This window comes from Endozoicomonas sp. SESOKO1, from assembly GCF_024606265.1.
Classification (GTDB): Bacteria; Pseudomonadota; Gammaproteobacteria; order Pseudomonadales; family Endozoicomonadaceae; genus Endozoicomonas.
Map to the genome: position 1 here is coordinate 1 of NZ_JAHHPP010000036.1, position 15,974 is coordinate 15,974.

Genomic DNA, 15,974 nt, shown 5'->3' on the forward strand with positions numbered 1-15,974 from the left:
GCACACGGCTCCCGGACCAGGCATTGGCGATATCATTCATTATGAAAATGATGGAACTCGACGGCAGGATAGTTGTTACAGCCAGCCGCCCAATGTCTTGCAGTGTTTTACCGGGATTAATACTGAAGCAGGGATCTTCCATTGGAATCAATGATTCCACAAGCGCTTTGGAAACAGCAACGCTATGGCTGAACCAGGAACATTCGACGCCATTCCCTGAACATTGGGAAGCCCTGTCACAACGTGGTTGCTGAATGGGTTTCTGAATGGGGTGCTGAATCATAAACAGGTCTCGATGATGTTGCACAGAAAGTACATTGGAAAATGTACAAAAAGTTACTTGGCACTCCGTTGTTGATCCATCCAGTGATATAAAAGTTCCCGGGGTATGTTTTTTCTTAATGCAAAAAACTGACTCCATTGATGATGCTCTGCGCAAGTACTTTCACGAAGGATTTGTCACAGAATAGCTCCATCGTTTTACTCAGTCTGGGAAATGGCCGCAGGTGGCTTCTCGTTGCCCGTTGCCCGTATGATTACAAGCGGTTCTGGCTTTTCAGGCAGCGGGTAGCGTCTGTTGAAATGTGGAAGTTATTTCAGGACCGTTCCTTTGCTGAAATAATTGCCAGAGTCAGGGATGGATTTAACTGTTGTGATATTCATTGGAAATGGCCTTAAATAACAGCGCTGTTGACTGAAGAATAAAGAACTTATGCTGCCGGATGGTAAATAATGGTTTCCTGTAGCTGGGTTTCAAAGTTATCCCAGTCCATTGGTGTGCTGCTGATGATTTCCAGCCGACTGTCCGGGCTGTCTTCTATTTCAATGATACTGACAACCCCGTCCTGCATGTTAAACCCTCTCACCCCCCGGTCTGTTTTGGCTACCGCCTTCAGACGCTGGGCCGTTTGTGCGTTGATCAATGAGAATAAACGGTCAAATGAGAATGATGCACTTTGGGAAAACAGCCAGCCACAGCTGAAATGATTCTGGCCTCTGTTTTCCTTACGGAGAAACAGCTGACCTTCAGGTAATGTGAGGTCAAAAGGGGCATGTTGATGCTCACTCTCGCGATGAGCATGATGGGCTTTGGGGTTAACCGCGACACGGTCGCAGTGAGGAAGATCCAGCCATTCTACGGATAATGCACCCTGTTTTACCCAGGCCGTTACCGGTTCTGGCTCCGGTAGCTGGCTGGCAAATTGTTCAAAACGGTGACGGTCATCTTCGCAGGATAAGTCAGTTTTATTGGCTGCCAGCGCATCGGCCAGATGAATCTGATCCCGGAAATTGTCATTCTCAAGGTATCGGGTGTCTTCAAGGTTCCGGGGATCCACCAGGCAGATACAGGCTTCCAGGCTCAGGACTTCCTGATAATAATTCCCTTGAAGGGTGTTAATGATTTCCTGTGGATGTCCCAATCCTGTGGGTTCAATCAGCAGCCGGTCCGGTTTGCTGCGGGCAATCAGCATATTGAGGCCAATCTGCATGGGCAGTCCGGCCACGCAGCACATACAGCCACCGGGTACTTCTCGCACTACCACGTCATTGCGTGCTGAGGATCCCTGTAAAAGAGCGCCATCGATACCGACTTCACCAAACTCATTAACCAGCACAGCCCAGGTTTCATTCTCGGGCTTGTGCCTGAGCAGGTGCAAAATGGCGGTGGTTTTCCCGGAGCCGAGAAACCCTGTGATCAAATTGGTTGGAATCTTTTTCTGCATGGTAATGACAGCCCTGCAATTTTTCATAATGGTACCGGGGATTATAAATCCAAGTAGATAAATCGGTTGTTATACCTGCAGGTCAGCGTTGCCGGAAAGATTTTTTTCCTCCACAGAACGATCTGCTCTTTATTCTGTCTGAATGTATAACTGTTTATCCAAATGGTGTTCTTGGTTTGACTATGACTATGGATGTTTCGTGCGAGGCCTGGCTATGGAGAGACTGAGTCATAACCAGCTCGTGGACAGGGTACTCATCGCCCACAGCGATACGGTCGATACGATTGGCGATGCGCATTTTTTTGCGGGCAGGAAAGTCAGTATCGATCATAATACCGTTCGTTCAATGTGCATAGCAGACCAACCATGGTCGTTTAATGATCAGGTCAGAACAGTGTTTGACGTTGCCATTAACACCAACTTCTCGCCAGCGCTTGATGATAAAACCGGAATAAGGAACTTTAACAATTGGTTCTGGGGTGAGCTTTGTCTGGTAGAGGATGTAAAACCGCCATACGGCTGCACCTGCTCCTGGAAAGGAGTGCATCAACAATATCCGAAACAGAAGGTGGGAGGCATCCTGATTGAAAACCAGCGCAGGGTCGTTAAAGACGATCCGGCGGATGCGTCCGGCAGCCTGAATCCCGAAGCTCTGTTGGCACTGGGCGCATGCCACCTGATTGAGTCGGAACGGTTTCGCAAGATGCATGAGCAGCAACTGAAAAAGGCACCTGCTGATATATCATCACTGTTTCTGGAAAAGGCCAGCAGCAAATGTAAGGAAGCGTATAAGCAGTGGTTGACAGCCAATCTATTGAATGCTGAGCAAACCCGGAACCAACTGAGATCCTGGCTTATCCAGTATGCATTAAACAACGGCACAATCAGCCGGGCCAGTGATATAGAGAAAATAAAACAATTTCGCTCTGGCCAGCAGGCACGGCTGTCGGACCAGTGGTACAGATTACTCATTGACAGTGGCCTGTATCCCAATACCGAACCTCTGGCATCCCCTATTGCCCTGACGCAACGGCTGGCTGGCATAGCCAGTCAATTCACGAGGATAAATCATCACTACCCGTATTCAGCCCATGATTCCCAGGTTTTACTGTTTTCCAGGTATGAATTCCTGTCTGGATGTATGCGTGACAAGCCAGGCTATCTTTCTGAGCCAAACCATGAATACGGAATGCTGTACAGAGCATTGGATATTGCCATTTTGGATGACTGGGCTCGCACCTCTCATGAGTTGACAAAAATCAATCTGGACATGGCAGGGAAGCCAACTGCCAACCGGACAACCTCCACCCCGGGCAGTAAATTAACCAGGGCAGTTACCCAGAGAACCGTCAGCTGGTGGTCTGAGGACTTTACAAGGGATACTCCTGTCAACCAGGTAGAATTTGTCAGAAACAAACAGGCGGTATTTGTCAGAACCAAAAAAGCGGGGCAGGCTGCTTCATCTGCTTCCCTGCTCACGGGGCACAAACCGTTTCCGGAACCTGAGAACCTGGTGACGGCCTTCGCGACGGTTTTCAACGTCATGACCTACCAGAGACCCACTGACAAGACCCGCATTTACAATGTGCCCCAGCATCACGGGAAAATGATGAAGGCTTTTCAACTGCTGAAACAGGCCGTGAGCAGCGAACCGCCATTACCCGATAATCTTCATGGCTACGCCTGTTTCCTGATGGCCTGGCTCCATGAGCAGCAATTAATCAACCATCCATCGCCTGAAAAGGCGGCGACATTGTATGAACAGGCTGCCAGCCGGGGAAAATTCATTCCATTAAACCTCCGGGCCGGTGACCTGTTGGCAAAAATAGGGGACTATGGCAATGCCTGTCGATGTTATGAGCAGATGCATCAACAACTGCAAACACTGGTGGATTCCCCCGACGGGAACCCGGCAACAGCGGAAAGCGGTTATCTCAGTCCGTCATTTCAGGATTATTTGCGGTCAAAAATTGAATATGCCCGAATCAAGGCAAAAGATACGCGTTACCTGCGCAGCCTGCCACCAGAGGATATTCAGCAATACATCAACGGCGATAAAGATAACAGTCACGGAAAACCTGCCGGGCAACGGACCAATTCCCGGGCGGGCAACCAGAGTCGTATATATCCCGTGAGTCAGCAGCAGTGCCTGCCCGAAGACCCGCCCGTGTTGTTTCAGGAAAAGGGCGTGGGCAACGATACCAGCAGCGCTGTCAGCAAAACCTTATCTACACCGGTAACCGGACAAACCCCGGGCTTTGCCCCGCCAGCGGTTCGGCAAGACACGCCCCGACAACCGCACCAAAAAACCGTTAACCCTGCTCATGAAAAAGAGCACAGGGCAGACCTGTCCCGGTTTGTCAGGAATCGACTCACAAGTCAATGGGATTGCTCTGTACACAACCTGTTAAAGCAGTTTTTCGACAGAAAAAAACAATTGATTTACACCCATGATCAGCAGATCGCCTGGCTCCGCCCGGAGCTGGACAAAATCCGCAGAAAGCGGGGCAGCGAAGTCTTGATGGAACATCTGGCCTGGGAACATATTGGTGCCGCAGAACAGCCGCTGTACCACGATGTTGGGCATGGGCAGGAAAGTGCTGTCAACGGGTGTGCTGAACATCTGAACCGGGCCCGCGACCTGCTGCAGCAGAGCATCATCCGAAAAACAGGCATTCAATACCGGCAGCTACCGGATCCGGAAACCTTTGAAGCCGATGTATTGAGCATTGTTGAACGGGTCACCCCGAGCCTGAGTCCCATTGAAATCACCGAATGGCTGTTTGGTATTGTCTGTCAGGCCAGGAGTCTCGGGCATGTTTTCAGTACGTTCAAACTGCTGTACCCCAGAAGTGAGCATATCAACTCACTCAACCGGGGCTGGTTCTCATTAAAGCGCCTCTATCGCACACCTTGAGGCTCCGGGTCATATCAAAGGTAAAAACACGGGAACTTAACCACAGGCTGGTTGTCCGAAACTGGGTCATATACGACCGGAATAACGACCTATGCTGACCTCTTCCCCTGCGTCACCATCACTCCCATCCAGTGCGCAGATCGCTGCCGATAGGAACGGTGGTTGCCACACGACAAGCTTTGGTGATCGAGAAGTTTCCGCAACACAGCATAGCTTCCATATAGGTGCGGATCACCGTTCCACAATCAAATCACTGGCTGACTACCGGGTATGCACATTAGCCAGAGAAGCGCTGCAGGCCGGTGCTGGCCTGATGGGTAATGCCGCAGGCTTTGCCTTGCGCCAGATACTTGATGCTCCCGACATAGTCAGGCTATGGCCTGGCTTGAAAGAGAGTCTGGTGCTTTTGTCTGCGTTACCCATTATGGATGCCAGGAACCACAGTTGCCCGGTGGATTATTTCCCCTGTGACTGGAACTACACCATGACTGCCTGCTTTGGCGGGTTTCAGGAATGCACCGGTATAAGCTTTTGTTTTGATGGGACGGATGAAAAATACTGCAATCAGACCCGGTGCGAACAATTAGGGCGTCCCTTTTTTTGTGACAAGAGTAAATGCGTTCCAGCCCACTGGGTATGCGATGGCTCCACCCAATGCCATGATCAATCCGATGAGGGTGCCTGTGGCCTGGCACCGGAGATAATTGCGGCGATCACTACCGCAACAGTGGCCATTGGGGTCACCGCTGTTTACGGTACCTGTGTCTATAAAAGTTTCAAGGCGCTCAGGCATGGCAACAGTGAGGCAACAACCTGTCAGCTACTAAGAACGGCACTGAAAAACCCGGGGTATTTTCGACAGTACCAGCAGGCCGTTGACCACAGGGCGGCCCACATCGAACTGCCAGCTATGACCGGGCAGTGGGCCTGCCAATCCCGGGAGCAAACAGCCACCCCACTGGAAAGGCAAAAATCGCTGTGGGTTTGAGTGGCTGACAATAGCTGCCTGCCCGGACATCCCGAGCCATGCCAGTCGAAGCGATAAAAGCCATGTGAACCTAACAGTTATCGGATTGTCAGAAAAGTACTCAGAAATCCATTTTGTCCAGGCCCTCACACCCATGCAGCCGATCTCCTGTCAACTTCAATCATTCCCGTCCAACTCACAGACCGTTGCCCGGGATACTGTTTGTTGCAACGGCAGAACCACTGATGGCAGATCCGTCTCAACGGTAACTGCCAGCCCGGTGGTATACCCGGACAACCAGACCCGGGGATCCACCCTGTCCGATTACCGGGTCTGCCAGTTCGCTAAAGGTGCCATGCAAATCGGCAACAGCCTGATGCGTAGTGTGGCGGGTTTTGCTTTTCAGCAGGTAATGGATTCACCGGAGATTGGTCTCGTCTGTCCGGGATTAAAAGAGAGCCTGGTGGCTCTGTTGGCATTGCCGACGATGGTCTCGGGTTATCCTCTGAAGATATGTGGTGATGGACAATTCCAGTGCGACGGCATCCCCCCCCGTTGCATACCAAGAAATTGGACGTGTAACGGTTACAAAGACTGTATTGATAAAACAGACGAAGAGTCTTGTCCCCTAATAACCCAATGTGAAGTGAAGGATGACTTTCTTTGCAACAACAGTGTAAAATGTATCCCTCGATATAAGACGTGTGACCAGCGTGACGATTGCGGTGATCGGTCGGATGAACCACCCAAGTACACGTGTCGTAATTTTGCTATCCCAACACTCTACCCGGTGATACCTGCAACCCCAACACTCACCCCGGTGACACCTGCAACCACATCACCCACCCCGCTGACACCAGCAACCACATCACCCACACCGCTGCCACCTGAAAGCAGCACTGGGGACACATCGTTACCAGCGTACGATAGATATTTGCACGCGGCTCCCTTTTTCGGGGTGCTTGGTATATGCGCCGTATCCTTAGCTACTTATTACTGTATTGCCGTTTATCGAAGCGTTAAAGCTATGCGGTGTACCAACCCTGAAGCCTCAGCCTGTCAGCTTTTGCAAATGGCCTTGAAACAGCCGTATTATTTCAGATATCCCCACCAGCCTGTTCCGATTGGTGCGCACCAGGATGCCATTGTGCGACCCGCCAGCCCGGAACTTCCTCGCCAACGGCCGGAGGCTCAGCAGGGTTCCTGCCAGCAGGCAGCGGAATTACCATCGGCAACGGAATTACCTACTTACCAGCAGGCAACAAATTTACCCACCTACCAGCAGGCAACCCAGTGGCCGCTCCCGACCTATGAAGAGGCCATTACCGAGACCTATGTCTGATCATATTGGGTAATGGCTATTTGAGTATTTCATAGGCCTGAGTGATTTTTTTGAACGCCTCCAAAGCCTGCTTATCCGGATTTTTGTCCGGATGCCACTTCCGGCAGAGTCTGCGATAGGCCTGCTTTATTTTTACCGGGTCCCGGGCCGTCTTTTCATCAATCCCCAGAATTTCAAGACAATATTCCCGGGGCGCCCTGCCAAGTTTCAATAATTCGTCCAGTGTTTCCTGCATTCGGACTGACCGGCCGGGAACCCGCCTGCTGTAAGAAGTTCCGGGGTCACCGGAGGCATGACTGGTCGATTCATTCATCATTCTGTAAGCACGCTTCAACGTCAGGGCACACTTTTTCCTGATGCTCCCCAACTGTCCGGCAAGGCATGAAGCTTCAGCATCAAATGCTTTTCTCTGGGCCGCTCTTGACGTAAGAATCTTTCGTCTTACCAGGCCCAGGTTAAAAAGAAGTCTGCTTCGAGTGCGGATAATATGAATATCCGGTGTATTGGCGAGTTTTTTCCCGGGGACAATAGTGTCTGACAGCTGCCAGGATAAATTGGTAATGCGTAATTGTGTACTGCAGTCCAGTGATTCAAAGTATCTTTTTCTGGCATCATCCTGACAATAGGTAACCCAATCGTTGGAATTGTTAACTGCTTGAGTCAGAAGGGCTGAAATGCCCTGACATTTCCGCCGGGAAACGGGACTATCGGCTGTCAGGATCTCTTTCAGCAGTTGCTCCAATTTTACCTCAAGGCTTATCATTCTGGTGATCTGCGCTCTAACCGGATTTGTAAACTGGCGCCAGCCATCTGCACGCTCCCGGCCTTGTAATTTTTTTGACAGGGAGTCAATCTGCAATCTGAAATAGTTGAATAACTTCTGCAATTCTGGAAACTCATCAACCTCATTAACAGACCTGCACCGATCATATACCCGGGATGCATTCCCGTCTGGTGCCCTGTTCAACAATGAACCGGAGTGATGTTGCCGAACTTCTTTCTCACAATAGCGACCGGTGGAAACCCGCACATCTGCCTGTGGCAACTGGTGGTTGGCAACGGTATTAACCTTGACGAATACATTCATGTGACACTTTCAACACCGGGGGGCTGCGTCGAAAAAACCAGAAGTGAATGTAGTTGACAGGTTACCAACCCTCAAGCTGCCCTTATGCCTTTTTCCCGACGGTTTTGACAGTCTTGTCCGGTGGATATCCGGTAGAGTGTGCTCCAGGTATGAATTCCAGCTGATTTCAGCCGATGATGGAACCAAGGGTTGATCAATAAAACACAGGATATAAATATGCCACCAGGGATAGAAGGCCAGAGACCGGTTGGGGGAAATACCCCGGGCATAGAAGGTGGCACAGCAGGGCCGGCTGAAGAAAGTAATAACGCCACATACCGGGGGACATCGGTTTCCGGGGTTGATAAGGTCACTAAAAAGAGTCAGGCACCTCAGGATGAGGTTGGTGAAAAAATTGACACGCCTATTGAAAAAAGGAATATCAGACAAGATAGCAACGGTGCGTCAGGTCGTTATAGTTCTGCCAGGGCACGCAGGCGGGAAAAGAATCGTCTTGCCGAAGAGGGCAGGGAAAAAGTCCGCCCGGCTGCGGATCGCAAGAACCAGGACAGCAAGATAAGCGAAGGACTGGCCAGTATTGCTGAGGATTCCGGTATCAGTAGCGATGAAAGTATCGCTGGCCCACCCCATTCCCCCAAGGCCAACAATTGGGTGAAAGAGTACGACAGGCAAACCTTTCGCCTGCCAAAGTTTAATAATTTGCTTAAGCGCTGTTGGCTGCTGCATGTAGAAGTAAAAAAACTGGATGAGTATCAAGGCAGAAAGGAAAGTGACTATTTAACAGAGCTTGAAAGGCTTGAAACTGTTTATGCCGAAAATACCCATGATGATGACCGTAAAATTGAACATTATCTGGCCAGTGACAAGGCCTTTACGGGCATTTCGAAGGGAAACAAGAGACTGAAACAGGAAATGAAATGGGAATCCCGGAAAGAAGGCGTGAAGTCGTTAAACCGGGGAGCGGGTAAGATTGTCCAGGAAATTATCGACCGGGCCATGCACCAGAAGAGACCGCTTCACCCGGTACGACACCCGCCAAAAACACCGGAAACGGCACCGGTAAAAGATGCTGTCATCGACCCGGTAATGGCGAAGGTTGAAGGCGATTTCAACGGTACTCTCAAGCTGGTGGAAAACCTTGAGTCTGAAGTGACGTTATCCACTGCCAGCCAATATGCTGCTGCAAAACAACTGTTTAAAAATACACTGGACAGCAGCCAGTGGGCAAAAGAGACAATGGCAGAAACCCATTCTTTACAGCAACAAATCCAGACAGTAAAGGCCACGGTGTTTAAGGAGCTGAATATAATGGATCATCAGGGCAGCGAGCCATTAGTTGATCCACACATTACCGATAGTGCCTATGTTTCTGCCCTTGAGGCAGCCGTTGAAACAATAGGAATGGCACCTTCTGCAGCACGGGAATCTGTGGAAAAACACCCGGCAATGCAAAAACATCTGAAAGAACTGAGTTACCAGGAAAACCGGGAATCTCCGGAGTGCCTGGAGTATCTGGACAAGCTGGATGATATGGAACAACTCCCTGACAAGGAGTATCTGGAAAAGCTGAAAGACCTGAAAGATCCACAATTTATACGGGGGTTCAGTGACGGATTGAGGCTTAAATGGCTGGCAAAACACCTCTCACAAACATTTCGACGTTATTCAGATGAAACCATACGACACCCGGCTTTCCAGGAAAATAAGGATAATTTACTGGATACACTCAATGCCCGGGAGCAGAACATTGGTGACAAGCTTAAAACAAATGCAGAGTATTATAAGAATCAGTGTAAAGAGTTAAAGAAAACCGAAAAACTGTTAGCAAGAACGATGAAAGCCTATAAGGAAAGCGGTAAGGATGGCATTGATATACTCAGGCAGCGAGAAGTGTTAGCCAAGGCCAAAAAACTCAGGGAATCGATGCAACCGGTGCATGATCAGATCAAGCTGGTCACCAGCTATCAGGATCCGCAGATGCAATGCGCCTGGCTAGAGAAGCAGTGTTATGACCTGGATAGGCAACACGTCTCTTTGCAGAAATCGATTCAGGAATGTCAGGTAAAACTTGATAAAGCCAAAGGCAAAGGCAAGCCTCTGGAAGATATTCAGAATAAAATGAATAATCTGAACAGAGCGTCTGCTAACATCGCAAGTCAACTTGCTGCACAGAAACAGGAGTATGTGGGTTTTCGCCAAGCGTTAAACAGGTATTATAAAATCCAATTGGATATGGATATTAAGCTGTTCAACCGTTATTCAGATCCGGGGCAGGTCACCCGCTATTCAGATCTACAGCAGGAGTGTGACGCTTTAAAGAAGCAATATGCCGCTGAGGATAAGCAACATGCCTCCGTTCAGAAATCCATTAAAAAATGTCAGGAAAAACTTGATAAAGCCAAACGCAAAGGGGGTGATATCGAGGTCCATCAGGAAGAAATGGATAATCTGAAAATTCAGTCTGCAGAACATGAAAAAAAATCTGCTGATTTGAAAAGCCAGTATGCAGAACTTAGTCAAGCGTTAAAAAGATGGGATATGATTCAGCTGGATTTGAATAATGAAAAACAGCTGGGCATCGATGGTGATGAATAACTATTCACTAACCTTGCGGGATGAAAGAAGCCATTATCCAGGATGTTATGCTGATCTTTATCAGGGAATGGTTCGTTAAACCATGCCCTGATTTTCTTATAAGCATGGTGCTATGTAGTGAGGGCTTATTCCCGTGCTGGCAATGACTGCCATAATATCCTCATCTTGGTATACCCCGCATTGCAGCAGCAATGTTTTGAATCCCATGGCATTGCCGCCCAGAATATCAGTGTAAAGCGTATCCCCGACCATCAGGACTCTGGATGAGTCGGTAATCCGGTGTTGCTCAATCGCCATTGAAAAAATGGCACGATCAGGTTTACCGAACAGCGTCGGTTTGGCCTTCTGAATCGTTTGTTCAACCAGGTCGGCGACAAAGTAACCCGGTGTTGCGGTGACGTGATCACCGTGGGGGGCGCCGATATCCGGATTGCCGACAACCAGTTCAAACTGACGCCCATTGGCCGTATTCACCAGGTTCTCCTGCATTTTTGCCGTCCAGCCTGCACCGGTCAGGAATAACAGGGTATCGATACCTTCCGGGATCTCTCCGTTACAGCCATTAAGCCGGACCATGCCTTCCAATAAGTGGTTGGAAGGGTGCTCTAAAGGCGCAATAACGCCAATACGGCTCCGGTCCGTGAGTCCGTCAAGGTACTGCTCGGTTATATCAAGACTGGTCAGTACTTCATCTGCGGTAAAATCAAACCCCCGGTCTTGATACTTTTCGGCGGCTACGGATTGGTTGGTCAGGGTATCGTTGGAAACAACGCAGAATGGGATATTGTTTGCCCTAAGTTGCTGTATTGCCTGGGCAGCACCGGCAATGGGCGTGCTGCCACGGCAGAGGACACCATAGGAATCCAGCAGGATCAGGTCAAATTGCCCCATAATATCTGTCAGTCCATCGATAAACTCAGGGGTAGACTGTGGGTTGGCAATGGCTGGATACCAGTCAAGATGACGGGCGTATAGCTCGTTCAAGGAGTCGGGAGAAAGAACAATCATGGAGCGCTGCCTGATGCTGAATAATGAACGTCATTCAATGCATCTGATTATATCAGATGTCCGACAGGTACATGTCTATAAAGTCTTTCACAGGTCAGGCAGGATATTTTTTTTGTGCTAGCTTGAAGGGTTCTTTCTCTGGTCGTTGAGGTGTTTGATGGTGAGGCAGAATAGTATTGTTAAAGCCGTCTGTTTTCTGTTTCTTGCAGTCGCGCTATATGGATATGCGGCAGGTTCGCAGGCTGATGATCCTCTTCCGGTATATGCGGAAGACCGGGGCGTCAGGGATTCCATCATCAAAATCTATACCTCATTTAACCAATATGACCATCAGAATCCATGGAGCAAACTTGGCCCAAGACAGAAGTATGGTTCCGGTGCCATTATCCAGCTGCCAGACAGTGACCAGATGGTCGTTCTGACCAACAGCCATGTGATCAGTGCCCACACCTATATTGAAGGCAGAAAAAATGGCCAGACTGACCGTTACAAACTCAAGCCTTTGTGGGTTTCACACGAATTGGACCTGGCATTGCTGGTACCCTTCCATGACCATGAAAGTGCACTGTTTTTCAGCGGTACCACTCCTATCCCTCTGGGTAAGGTTCCCCCTCTGCAAACGGATTTGATGCTGCTTGGATACCCTATTGGTGGCGATACGATCAGTGCGACAAAAGGGGTTCTGTCCCGTCTGGAGTATCAGCCTTACAGCAATTCCGGCTTCTCATTTCTGGCAGGACAGATTGATGCCGCCAGTAACCCGGGCAACAGTGGTGGCCCTGCCGTGGTCAATGGCGAGATTATTGGGGTGTTAATGCAGGGATACAGTCCTTTCGAAGCCAGCAATATTGCCCATATTGTGCCGGTAAATGTCATAAGGCATTTTTTGCAGGACATTGCTGATGGTCATTACAGTGGAGTTCCCAGCCTTGGTATTGAAACAGAAGAGCTTGAAAATGGCTTTTTTAAAACCGTCTATGGGGTGAAAGAAAACAAGGGAGTGCTGGTTCGCCATGTAATACCCGGTTCTGCGGCAGACGGTGTGCTGCAGCCGGATGATGTGATCCTGGAGCTGGACGGGCATGCGGTTGGCCATGATAAAACGGTCGTGTTCCGGGGCAGTGAGCGGGTTTCCATGGATTATGTGGTTCACTCACGGCAGGTTGGAGAGGCGCTTGGCGTCCGGGTTATCCGTGACAAGCAGGCGCTGGATCTGGCGGTTACGCTGACTCAGCCGGTCAATAATGATTTGTTGCTCGGGTTTGATGGCCAGGCCGCCCCGTCATATTTTATCTATCAGGGGCTGGTGTTTACCAAAGTGACCAGAGAGTTGTTGATGGGGGCTGGCCATGACCTGATTTCCTATGCAGGCCTTACGCCTGTGCTGCTCAATAACTTCCGGTTTGCTGACGAAGATGAGGTAGTCGTTATCCTGAAAGTCCTTCCCCATGAGGCCAACCGGGGTTATCACAACACCTTTCTGAGAAGAGTTGACCGTGTTGGCTCTGAAAAAGTCAGAAGCCTCAATCAGCTGATCAGCTTGATTGAATCGGAAAAACAGAACTTTCTGGAACTCAGCACCGGCTACAAGGGGCTGGAGAAAATTGTCCTGAATACGCACCTGACAGATGTTGTTAATGCGGAGGTCATGTGGCTTAACGGTATTGCGCATGATCGCTCTAAAAACTTCCGTATCAGGGAGTGCGATGACAATGCCTGCAAAAATGAGGAAACCATGAACGCCCAGGCTCAGCTTTTGCAGCGTTACCAGAAAATGATTAGCGGTTAGCTTAGAGCGTAGGTCGGCTTCTAAAGAAGCCGACACCCGAACCAACCGCCATGCACTATGAACTCCGGGTTTCGTGGTGCATGGCGGTTGGGGTGACGAGTCGGATTGCATAAATGCGAGAACAGTATAATTACCGGTAAGTCTATAGAATATAGGCTGTTATTACTTCTGGCTAGATGAGATCCTGTCTTATCTAGCCCCCTCACCGGCTAATTAGTAATCGCCGCAATAGAAGTATTTTAACCCGCATATATGGCTATTGTTCAGAGCTTCGATAGAAGCCGCAGCTCTTAACAATAGCCCGTTAATCTGCCTTAAAACCGCCTCTATACTACCCACTTTCGTACGGCAATTTAAGCCAGTGTACAGCGCAGTGCTCTCACCTTATTTTTAGCCAGCGTCCTTGGCTGGCAGTTAAGCAGCCTATACGGCGTACTACAGGGACATCACCCATAAGGAGCTGGCACAATAATCTATCGGAGAACGATAATGGCTAAAGGTAAAAACGAGAGTAAAACGGCAGAGAAGCCTGAAGGAAAAACCAGGAAGGAAAAATTTGTCGAACTGGCAGAGGTTCGGGGTCCCAAAGCCTTGAAGCAGATTGCTATGATCGGCAGCCTGTCAGACAAGACTAAGTTTGAGTACAGCGAGAAAGAGGTCAAGCAGATCCATGATGCCTTACAGGCCGCTCTGGATCGAATGAAAGCCCGGTTTGAAAATGGTGAGGACGCAAAGGAGGGATTTAAGCTGGTTTGATCTAATGAAAGAACTCCTTGATATAATCTGTCATCATAACGTTGTCCCTATTGTTATGTTTTGAATTTTATTTCCGGATAACCAGCCCTGTTTTATTCAGCTATTTCCTCATCAACTGGCTGGTAATCAATGTCCCAGGCATCCATACCGAAACCATTAATCCAGAACTTGAGCTGAAGTGAGTCCATAGCAGTGGCACTGATTTCATAGCAGCCCTTATGCTCAATGTACGTTTGATCTTTAGTTAGTCTGGATTCCAGAATATGAAGCCCAGCCTCCTTATTCAACGCGGAAAGACAGTTTCACTTTTTTTTACCTCCCCGAATGAGAACCGCGCCTCATCGTTGTATTGTTTCAGGTCAAACCCCTCTGATCGCTCAAAAGTCATAGAGGTTGAGCGAGCGGATAGCATCCTGTGCATCGCCAGATTCCGTTCATCGTCATAACCCTTGAACCGGCAGACCAGGAACAACCGAGGCCCTTGTTGAGCCAGTCCCAATGGCATGACGGTTTTTTCTTTTATCTCTCCACCAGCATTTCTGTAGGTAATATTCAGCCAGTAGTTGTTGTAGAGAGCACAGCTGACTTCATTAAATACATCCGGTTGTAACTCGGGCGGTAACAGTGGCTGTGTCTCAGGTGCCACCACCACTTTGGATAACCACTGAATCTCCTTGGCGGGGTCCTGGGCATGGCTGATATTTCGGTTGGCTTCCTCAAAAAAGCCAGACATGGAATCCATCAAGCTGCTGGGCAACAGGTTCTTCATCGTCTTGAGTGCCATTTGCAGGATCAGCGATTCCTGAATACTCAGGGCGTTCACGGTAAAGCCCACAGCCTGCTGGCTCCACCGGTAGCCATAAGGTTTACTGCGGTTATTCATATCAATGTGGAAATGACTGCTCTCTACCAGAGACTTCATATGTCGTTGAATGGTGTGGATATCCCGGTCCAATCCAATCTCGGCCAGCTGTTGTTTCAGCTGTTGAGCAGTAATCCACCAGCTTTTGGGGATGCGCTTCAGTAACTCAATGATGAGAATGGTGGTTTCCAGAGAAGATTGTCGTTTATTCATATTCTTGTCAGACTCCGCAAAACAGGTGTAGCATAGAAAGCTCACTTCATCGCCATTCGGCAACGCTTTCCCGTTTCAGAATCCCATCATAAAACAGCCCTGCGACGAGTTGTGACGCATTTTTTTCTAATCAGTACTGCGCAAAGTCACAACTACCGTCCAGCAGTTCTCAGCCGTATACTCACCAGAGTATCCAAAACCCTTATTTGAGCTATCTGGGCCCATGCTCCCTACCGTCGATTATGTACTGTAGTACAATCCATTGGCGGTAGCGTACCTGCGCTTCAGTGATCAATCTGACCAGACAGAATCATTCTGTTGATAAAATAATCAACAATATTGCATATCTCAAAAGGAGTCTTATGGCACGACGAGGCAGTGGCTTGAGAACTGTTATAAAGATTGCAAAGGCGATTGATAAAGCAGGCAAGCAGGCAGCAAAAGAGGCGGAAAAGCGACGTCGGCAAGAAGAGCGCGAGTTTGCACGACAACAAAGAGAGCTGGAAAGGGAACTCAGGCACGAAGAAAGAGAGTATGAGAAACAACTGAGGCAGAATGAAAAGGCTTCCAAGGCCAGAGAAAAAGCAGCGATGGCTGCCCAAAAGGAAAGATTCAAAACGGAAATTGAGAATGCTAAAGCTGACTTTGATGGTAGATGCTTAGCCAGACAACAACTCAGAAAAAAATTTGTAGACTCAGAAATAAGGTAGCAGA

At 49.1% G+C, this 15,974-nt stretch carries 13 protein-coding genes; 7 read left to right on the top strand and 6 right to left on the bottom strand.

Annotation, left to right across the window (positions count from 1 at the left end; translation table 11 throughout):
* Both KDK13_RS02170 and KDK13_RS02175 read right to left on the bottom strand, forming a co-directional pair.
* Positions 1-283, bottom strand: a 283-nt coding sequence (locus KDK13_RS02170; protein WP_257283155.1) for a hypothetical protein, incomplete at its 3' end; no start/stop codon positions are given.
* Between the two features lie 427 nt (positions 284-710).
* On the bottom strand, positions 711-1,724 hold the full coding sequence (locus KDK13_RS02175; protein WP_257283157.1) for a GTP-binding protein: 1,014 nt from the start codon (positions 1,722-1,724) through the stop codon (positions 711-713).
* Between the two features lie 214 nt (positions 1,725-1,938).
* Between KDK13_RS02175 and KDK13_RS02180 the strand changes: the two genes are divergently transcribed.
* The 3 genes from KDK13_RS02180 to KDK13_RS02190 all read left to right on the top strand — a co-directional run bounded on the left by KDK13_RS02180 (position 1,939) and on the right by KDK13_RS02190 (position 6,950).
* Entirely contained in the window at positions 1,939-4,641 is a 2,703-nt protein-coding gene (locus tag KDK13_RS02180) for an SEL1-like repeat protein (protein ID WP_257283159.1), read from the top strand.
* Between the two features lie 91 nt (positions 4,642-4,732).
* On the top strand, positions 4,733-5,629 hold the full coding sequence (locus tag KDK13_RS02185; protein ID WP_257283160.1) for a low-density lipoprotein receptor class A repeat-containing protein: 897 nt from the start codon (positions 4,733-4,735) through the stop codon (positions 5,627-5,629).
* A gap of 133 nt (positions 5,630-5,762) precedes the next feature.
* Complete coding sequence (locus tag KDK13_RS02190; protein WP_257283161.1) at positions 5,763-6,950, top strand: hypothetical protein; 1,188 nt, start codon at positions 5,763-5,765, stop codon at positions 6,948-6,950.
* A gap of 16 nt (positions 6,951-6,966) precedes the next feature.
* Here the strand turns inward: KDK13_RS02190 and KDK13_RS02195 are convergent, their stop codons facing one another.
* A complete protein-coding gene (locus tag KDK13_RS02195) occupies positions 6,967-8,037 on the bottom strand; it encodes a J domain-containing protein (RefSeq protein ID WP_257283163.1) in 1,071 nt (356 codons plus the stop codon).
* A 216-nt stretch (positions 8,038-8,253) separates the two neighbouring features.
* On the opposite strand from KDK13_RS02195, the gene KDK13_RS02200 reads away from it, so the two are divergent.
* Positions 8,254-10,632 carry a hypothetical protein gene (locus KDK13_RS02200; protein WP_257283164.1) on the top strand — a complete coding sequence of 793 codons (2,379 nt, stop codon included), beginning with the start codon at positions 8,254-8,256 and terminating at the stop codon, positions 10,630-10,632.
* A 96-nt stretch (positions 10,633-10,728) separates the two neighbouring features.
* On the opposite strand, the gene KDK13_RS02205 is transcribed toward KDK13_RS02200, so the two are convergent.
* The gene (locus tag KDK13_RS02205; protein WP_257283166.1) at positions 10,729-11,640 is read right to left on the bottom strand and encodes an HAD-IIA family hydrolase; all 912 of its coding nucleotides are present in this window, start codon (positions 11,638-11,640) and stop codon (positions 10,729-10,731) included.
* 157 nt (positions 11,641-11,797) lie between these two features.
* On the opposite strand from KDK13_RS02205, the gene KDK13_RS02210 reads away from it, so the two are divergent.
* Together KDK13_RS02210 and KDK13_RS02215 are read left to right on the top strand one after the other, a co-directional pair.
* A complete protein-coding gene (locus tag KDK13_RS02210; RefSeq protein WP_257283167.1) occupies positions 11,798-13,429 on the top strand; it encodes a S1C family serine protease in 1,632 nt (543 codons plus the stop codon).
* A gap of 489 nt (positions 13,430-13,918) precedes the next feature.
* Positions 13,919-14,185 (top strand): hypothetical protein, encoded by a 267-nt coding sequence (locus KDK13_RS02215; protein ID WP_257283168.1) that lies wholly within the window; start codon positions 13,919-13,921, stop codon positions 14,183-14,185.
* A 92-nt stretch (positions 14,186-14,277) separates the two neighbouring features.
* Here the strand turns inward: KDK13_RS02215 and KDK13_RS02220 are convergent, their stop codons facing one another.
* Both KDK13_RS02220 and KDK13_RS02225 read right to left on the bottom strand, forming a co-directional pair.
* Entirely contained in the window at positions 14,278-14,472 is a 195-nt protein-coding gene (locus KDK13_RS02220; RefSeq protein ID WP_257283169.1) for a hypothetical protein, read from the bottom strand.
* Positions 14,469-15,260 carry a YafY family protein gene (locus KDK13_RS02225; protein WP_257283170.1) on the bottom strand — a complete coding sequence of 264 codons (792 nt, stop codon included), beginning with the start codon at positions 15,258-15,260 and terminating at the stop codon, positions 14,469-14,471. The genes KDK13_RS02220 and KDK13_RS02225 overlap by 4 nt, the downstream gene beginning before the upstream one ends.
* Positions 15,261-15,622: 362 nt before the next feature.
* Here KDK13_RS02225 and KDK13_RS02230 point away from each other — a divergent pair, with 362 nt between their 5' ends.
* Positions 15,623-15,970 carry a hypothetical protein gene (locus KDK13_RS02230; RefSeq protein ID WP_257283171.1) on the top strand — a complete coding sequence of 116 codons (348 nt, stop codon included), beginning with the start codon at positions 15,623-15,625 and terminating at the stop codon, positions 15,968-15,970.
* Positions 15,971-15,974 lie beyond the last annotated feature (4 nt).

Excerpts from the sequence above, each read along its gene's own strand:
- KDK13_RS02215 (WP_257283168.1), top strand. The coding sequence starts at position 13,919 with ATGGCTAAAGGTAAAAACGAGAGTAAAACGGCAGAGAAGCCTGAAGGA.
- KDK13_RS02230 (WP_257283171.1), top strand. The coding sequence starts at position 15,623 with ATGGCACGACGAGGCAGTGGCTTGAGAACTGTTATAAAGATTGCAAAG.
- KDK13_RS02205 (WP_257283166.1), bottom strand. The coding sequence starts at position 11,640 with ATGATTGTTCTTTCTCCCGACTCCTTGAACGAGCTATACGCCCGTCAT.
- KDK13_RS02190 (WP_257283161.1), top strand. The coding sequence starts at position 5,763 with ATGCAGCCGATCTCCTGTCAACTTCAATCATTCCCGTCCAACTCACAG.
- KDK13_RS02200 (WP_257283164.1), top strand. The coding sequence starts at position 8,254 with ATGCCACCAGGGATAGAAGGCCAGAGACCGGTTGGGGGAAATACCCCG.
- KDK13_RS02225 (WP_257283170.1), bottom strand. The coding sequence starts at position 15,260 with ATGAATAAACGACAATCTTCTCTGGAAACCACCATTCTCATCATTGAG.
- KDK13_RS02180 (WP_257283159.1), top strand. The coding sequence starts at position 1,939 with ATGGAGAGACTGAGTCATAACCAGCTCGTGGACAGGGTACTCATCGCC.
- KDK13_RS02185 (WP_257283160.1), top strand. The coding sequence starts at position 4,733 with ATGCTGACCTCTTCCCCTGCGTCACCATCACTCCCATCCAGTGCGCAG.
- KDK13_RS02175 (WP_257283157.1), bottom strand. The coding sequence starts at position 1,724 with ATGCAGAAAAAGATTCCAACCAATTTGATCACAGGGTTTCTCGGCTCC.
- KDK13_RS02210 (WP_257283167.1), top strand. The coding sequence starts at position 11,798 with ATGGTGAGGCAGAATAGTATTGTTAAAGCCGTCTGTTTTCTGTTTCTT.
- KDK13_RS02195 (WP_257283163.1), bottom strand. The coding sequence starts at position 8,037 with ATGAATGTATTCGTCAAGGTTAATACCGTTGCCAACCACCAGTTGCCA.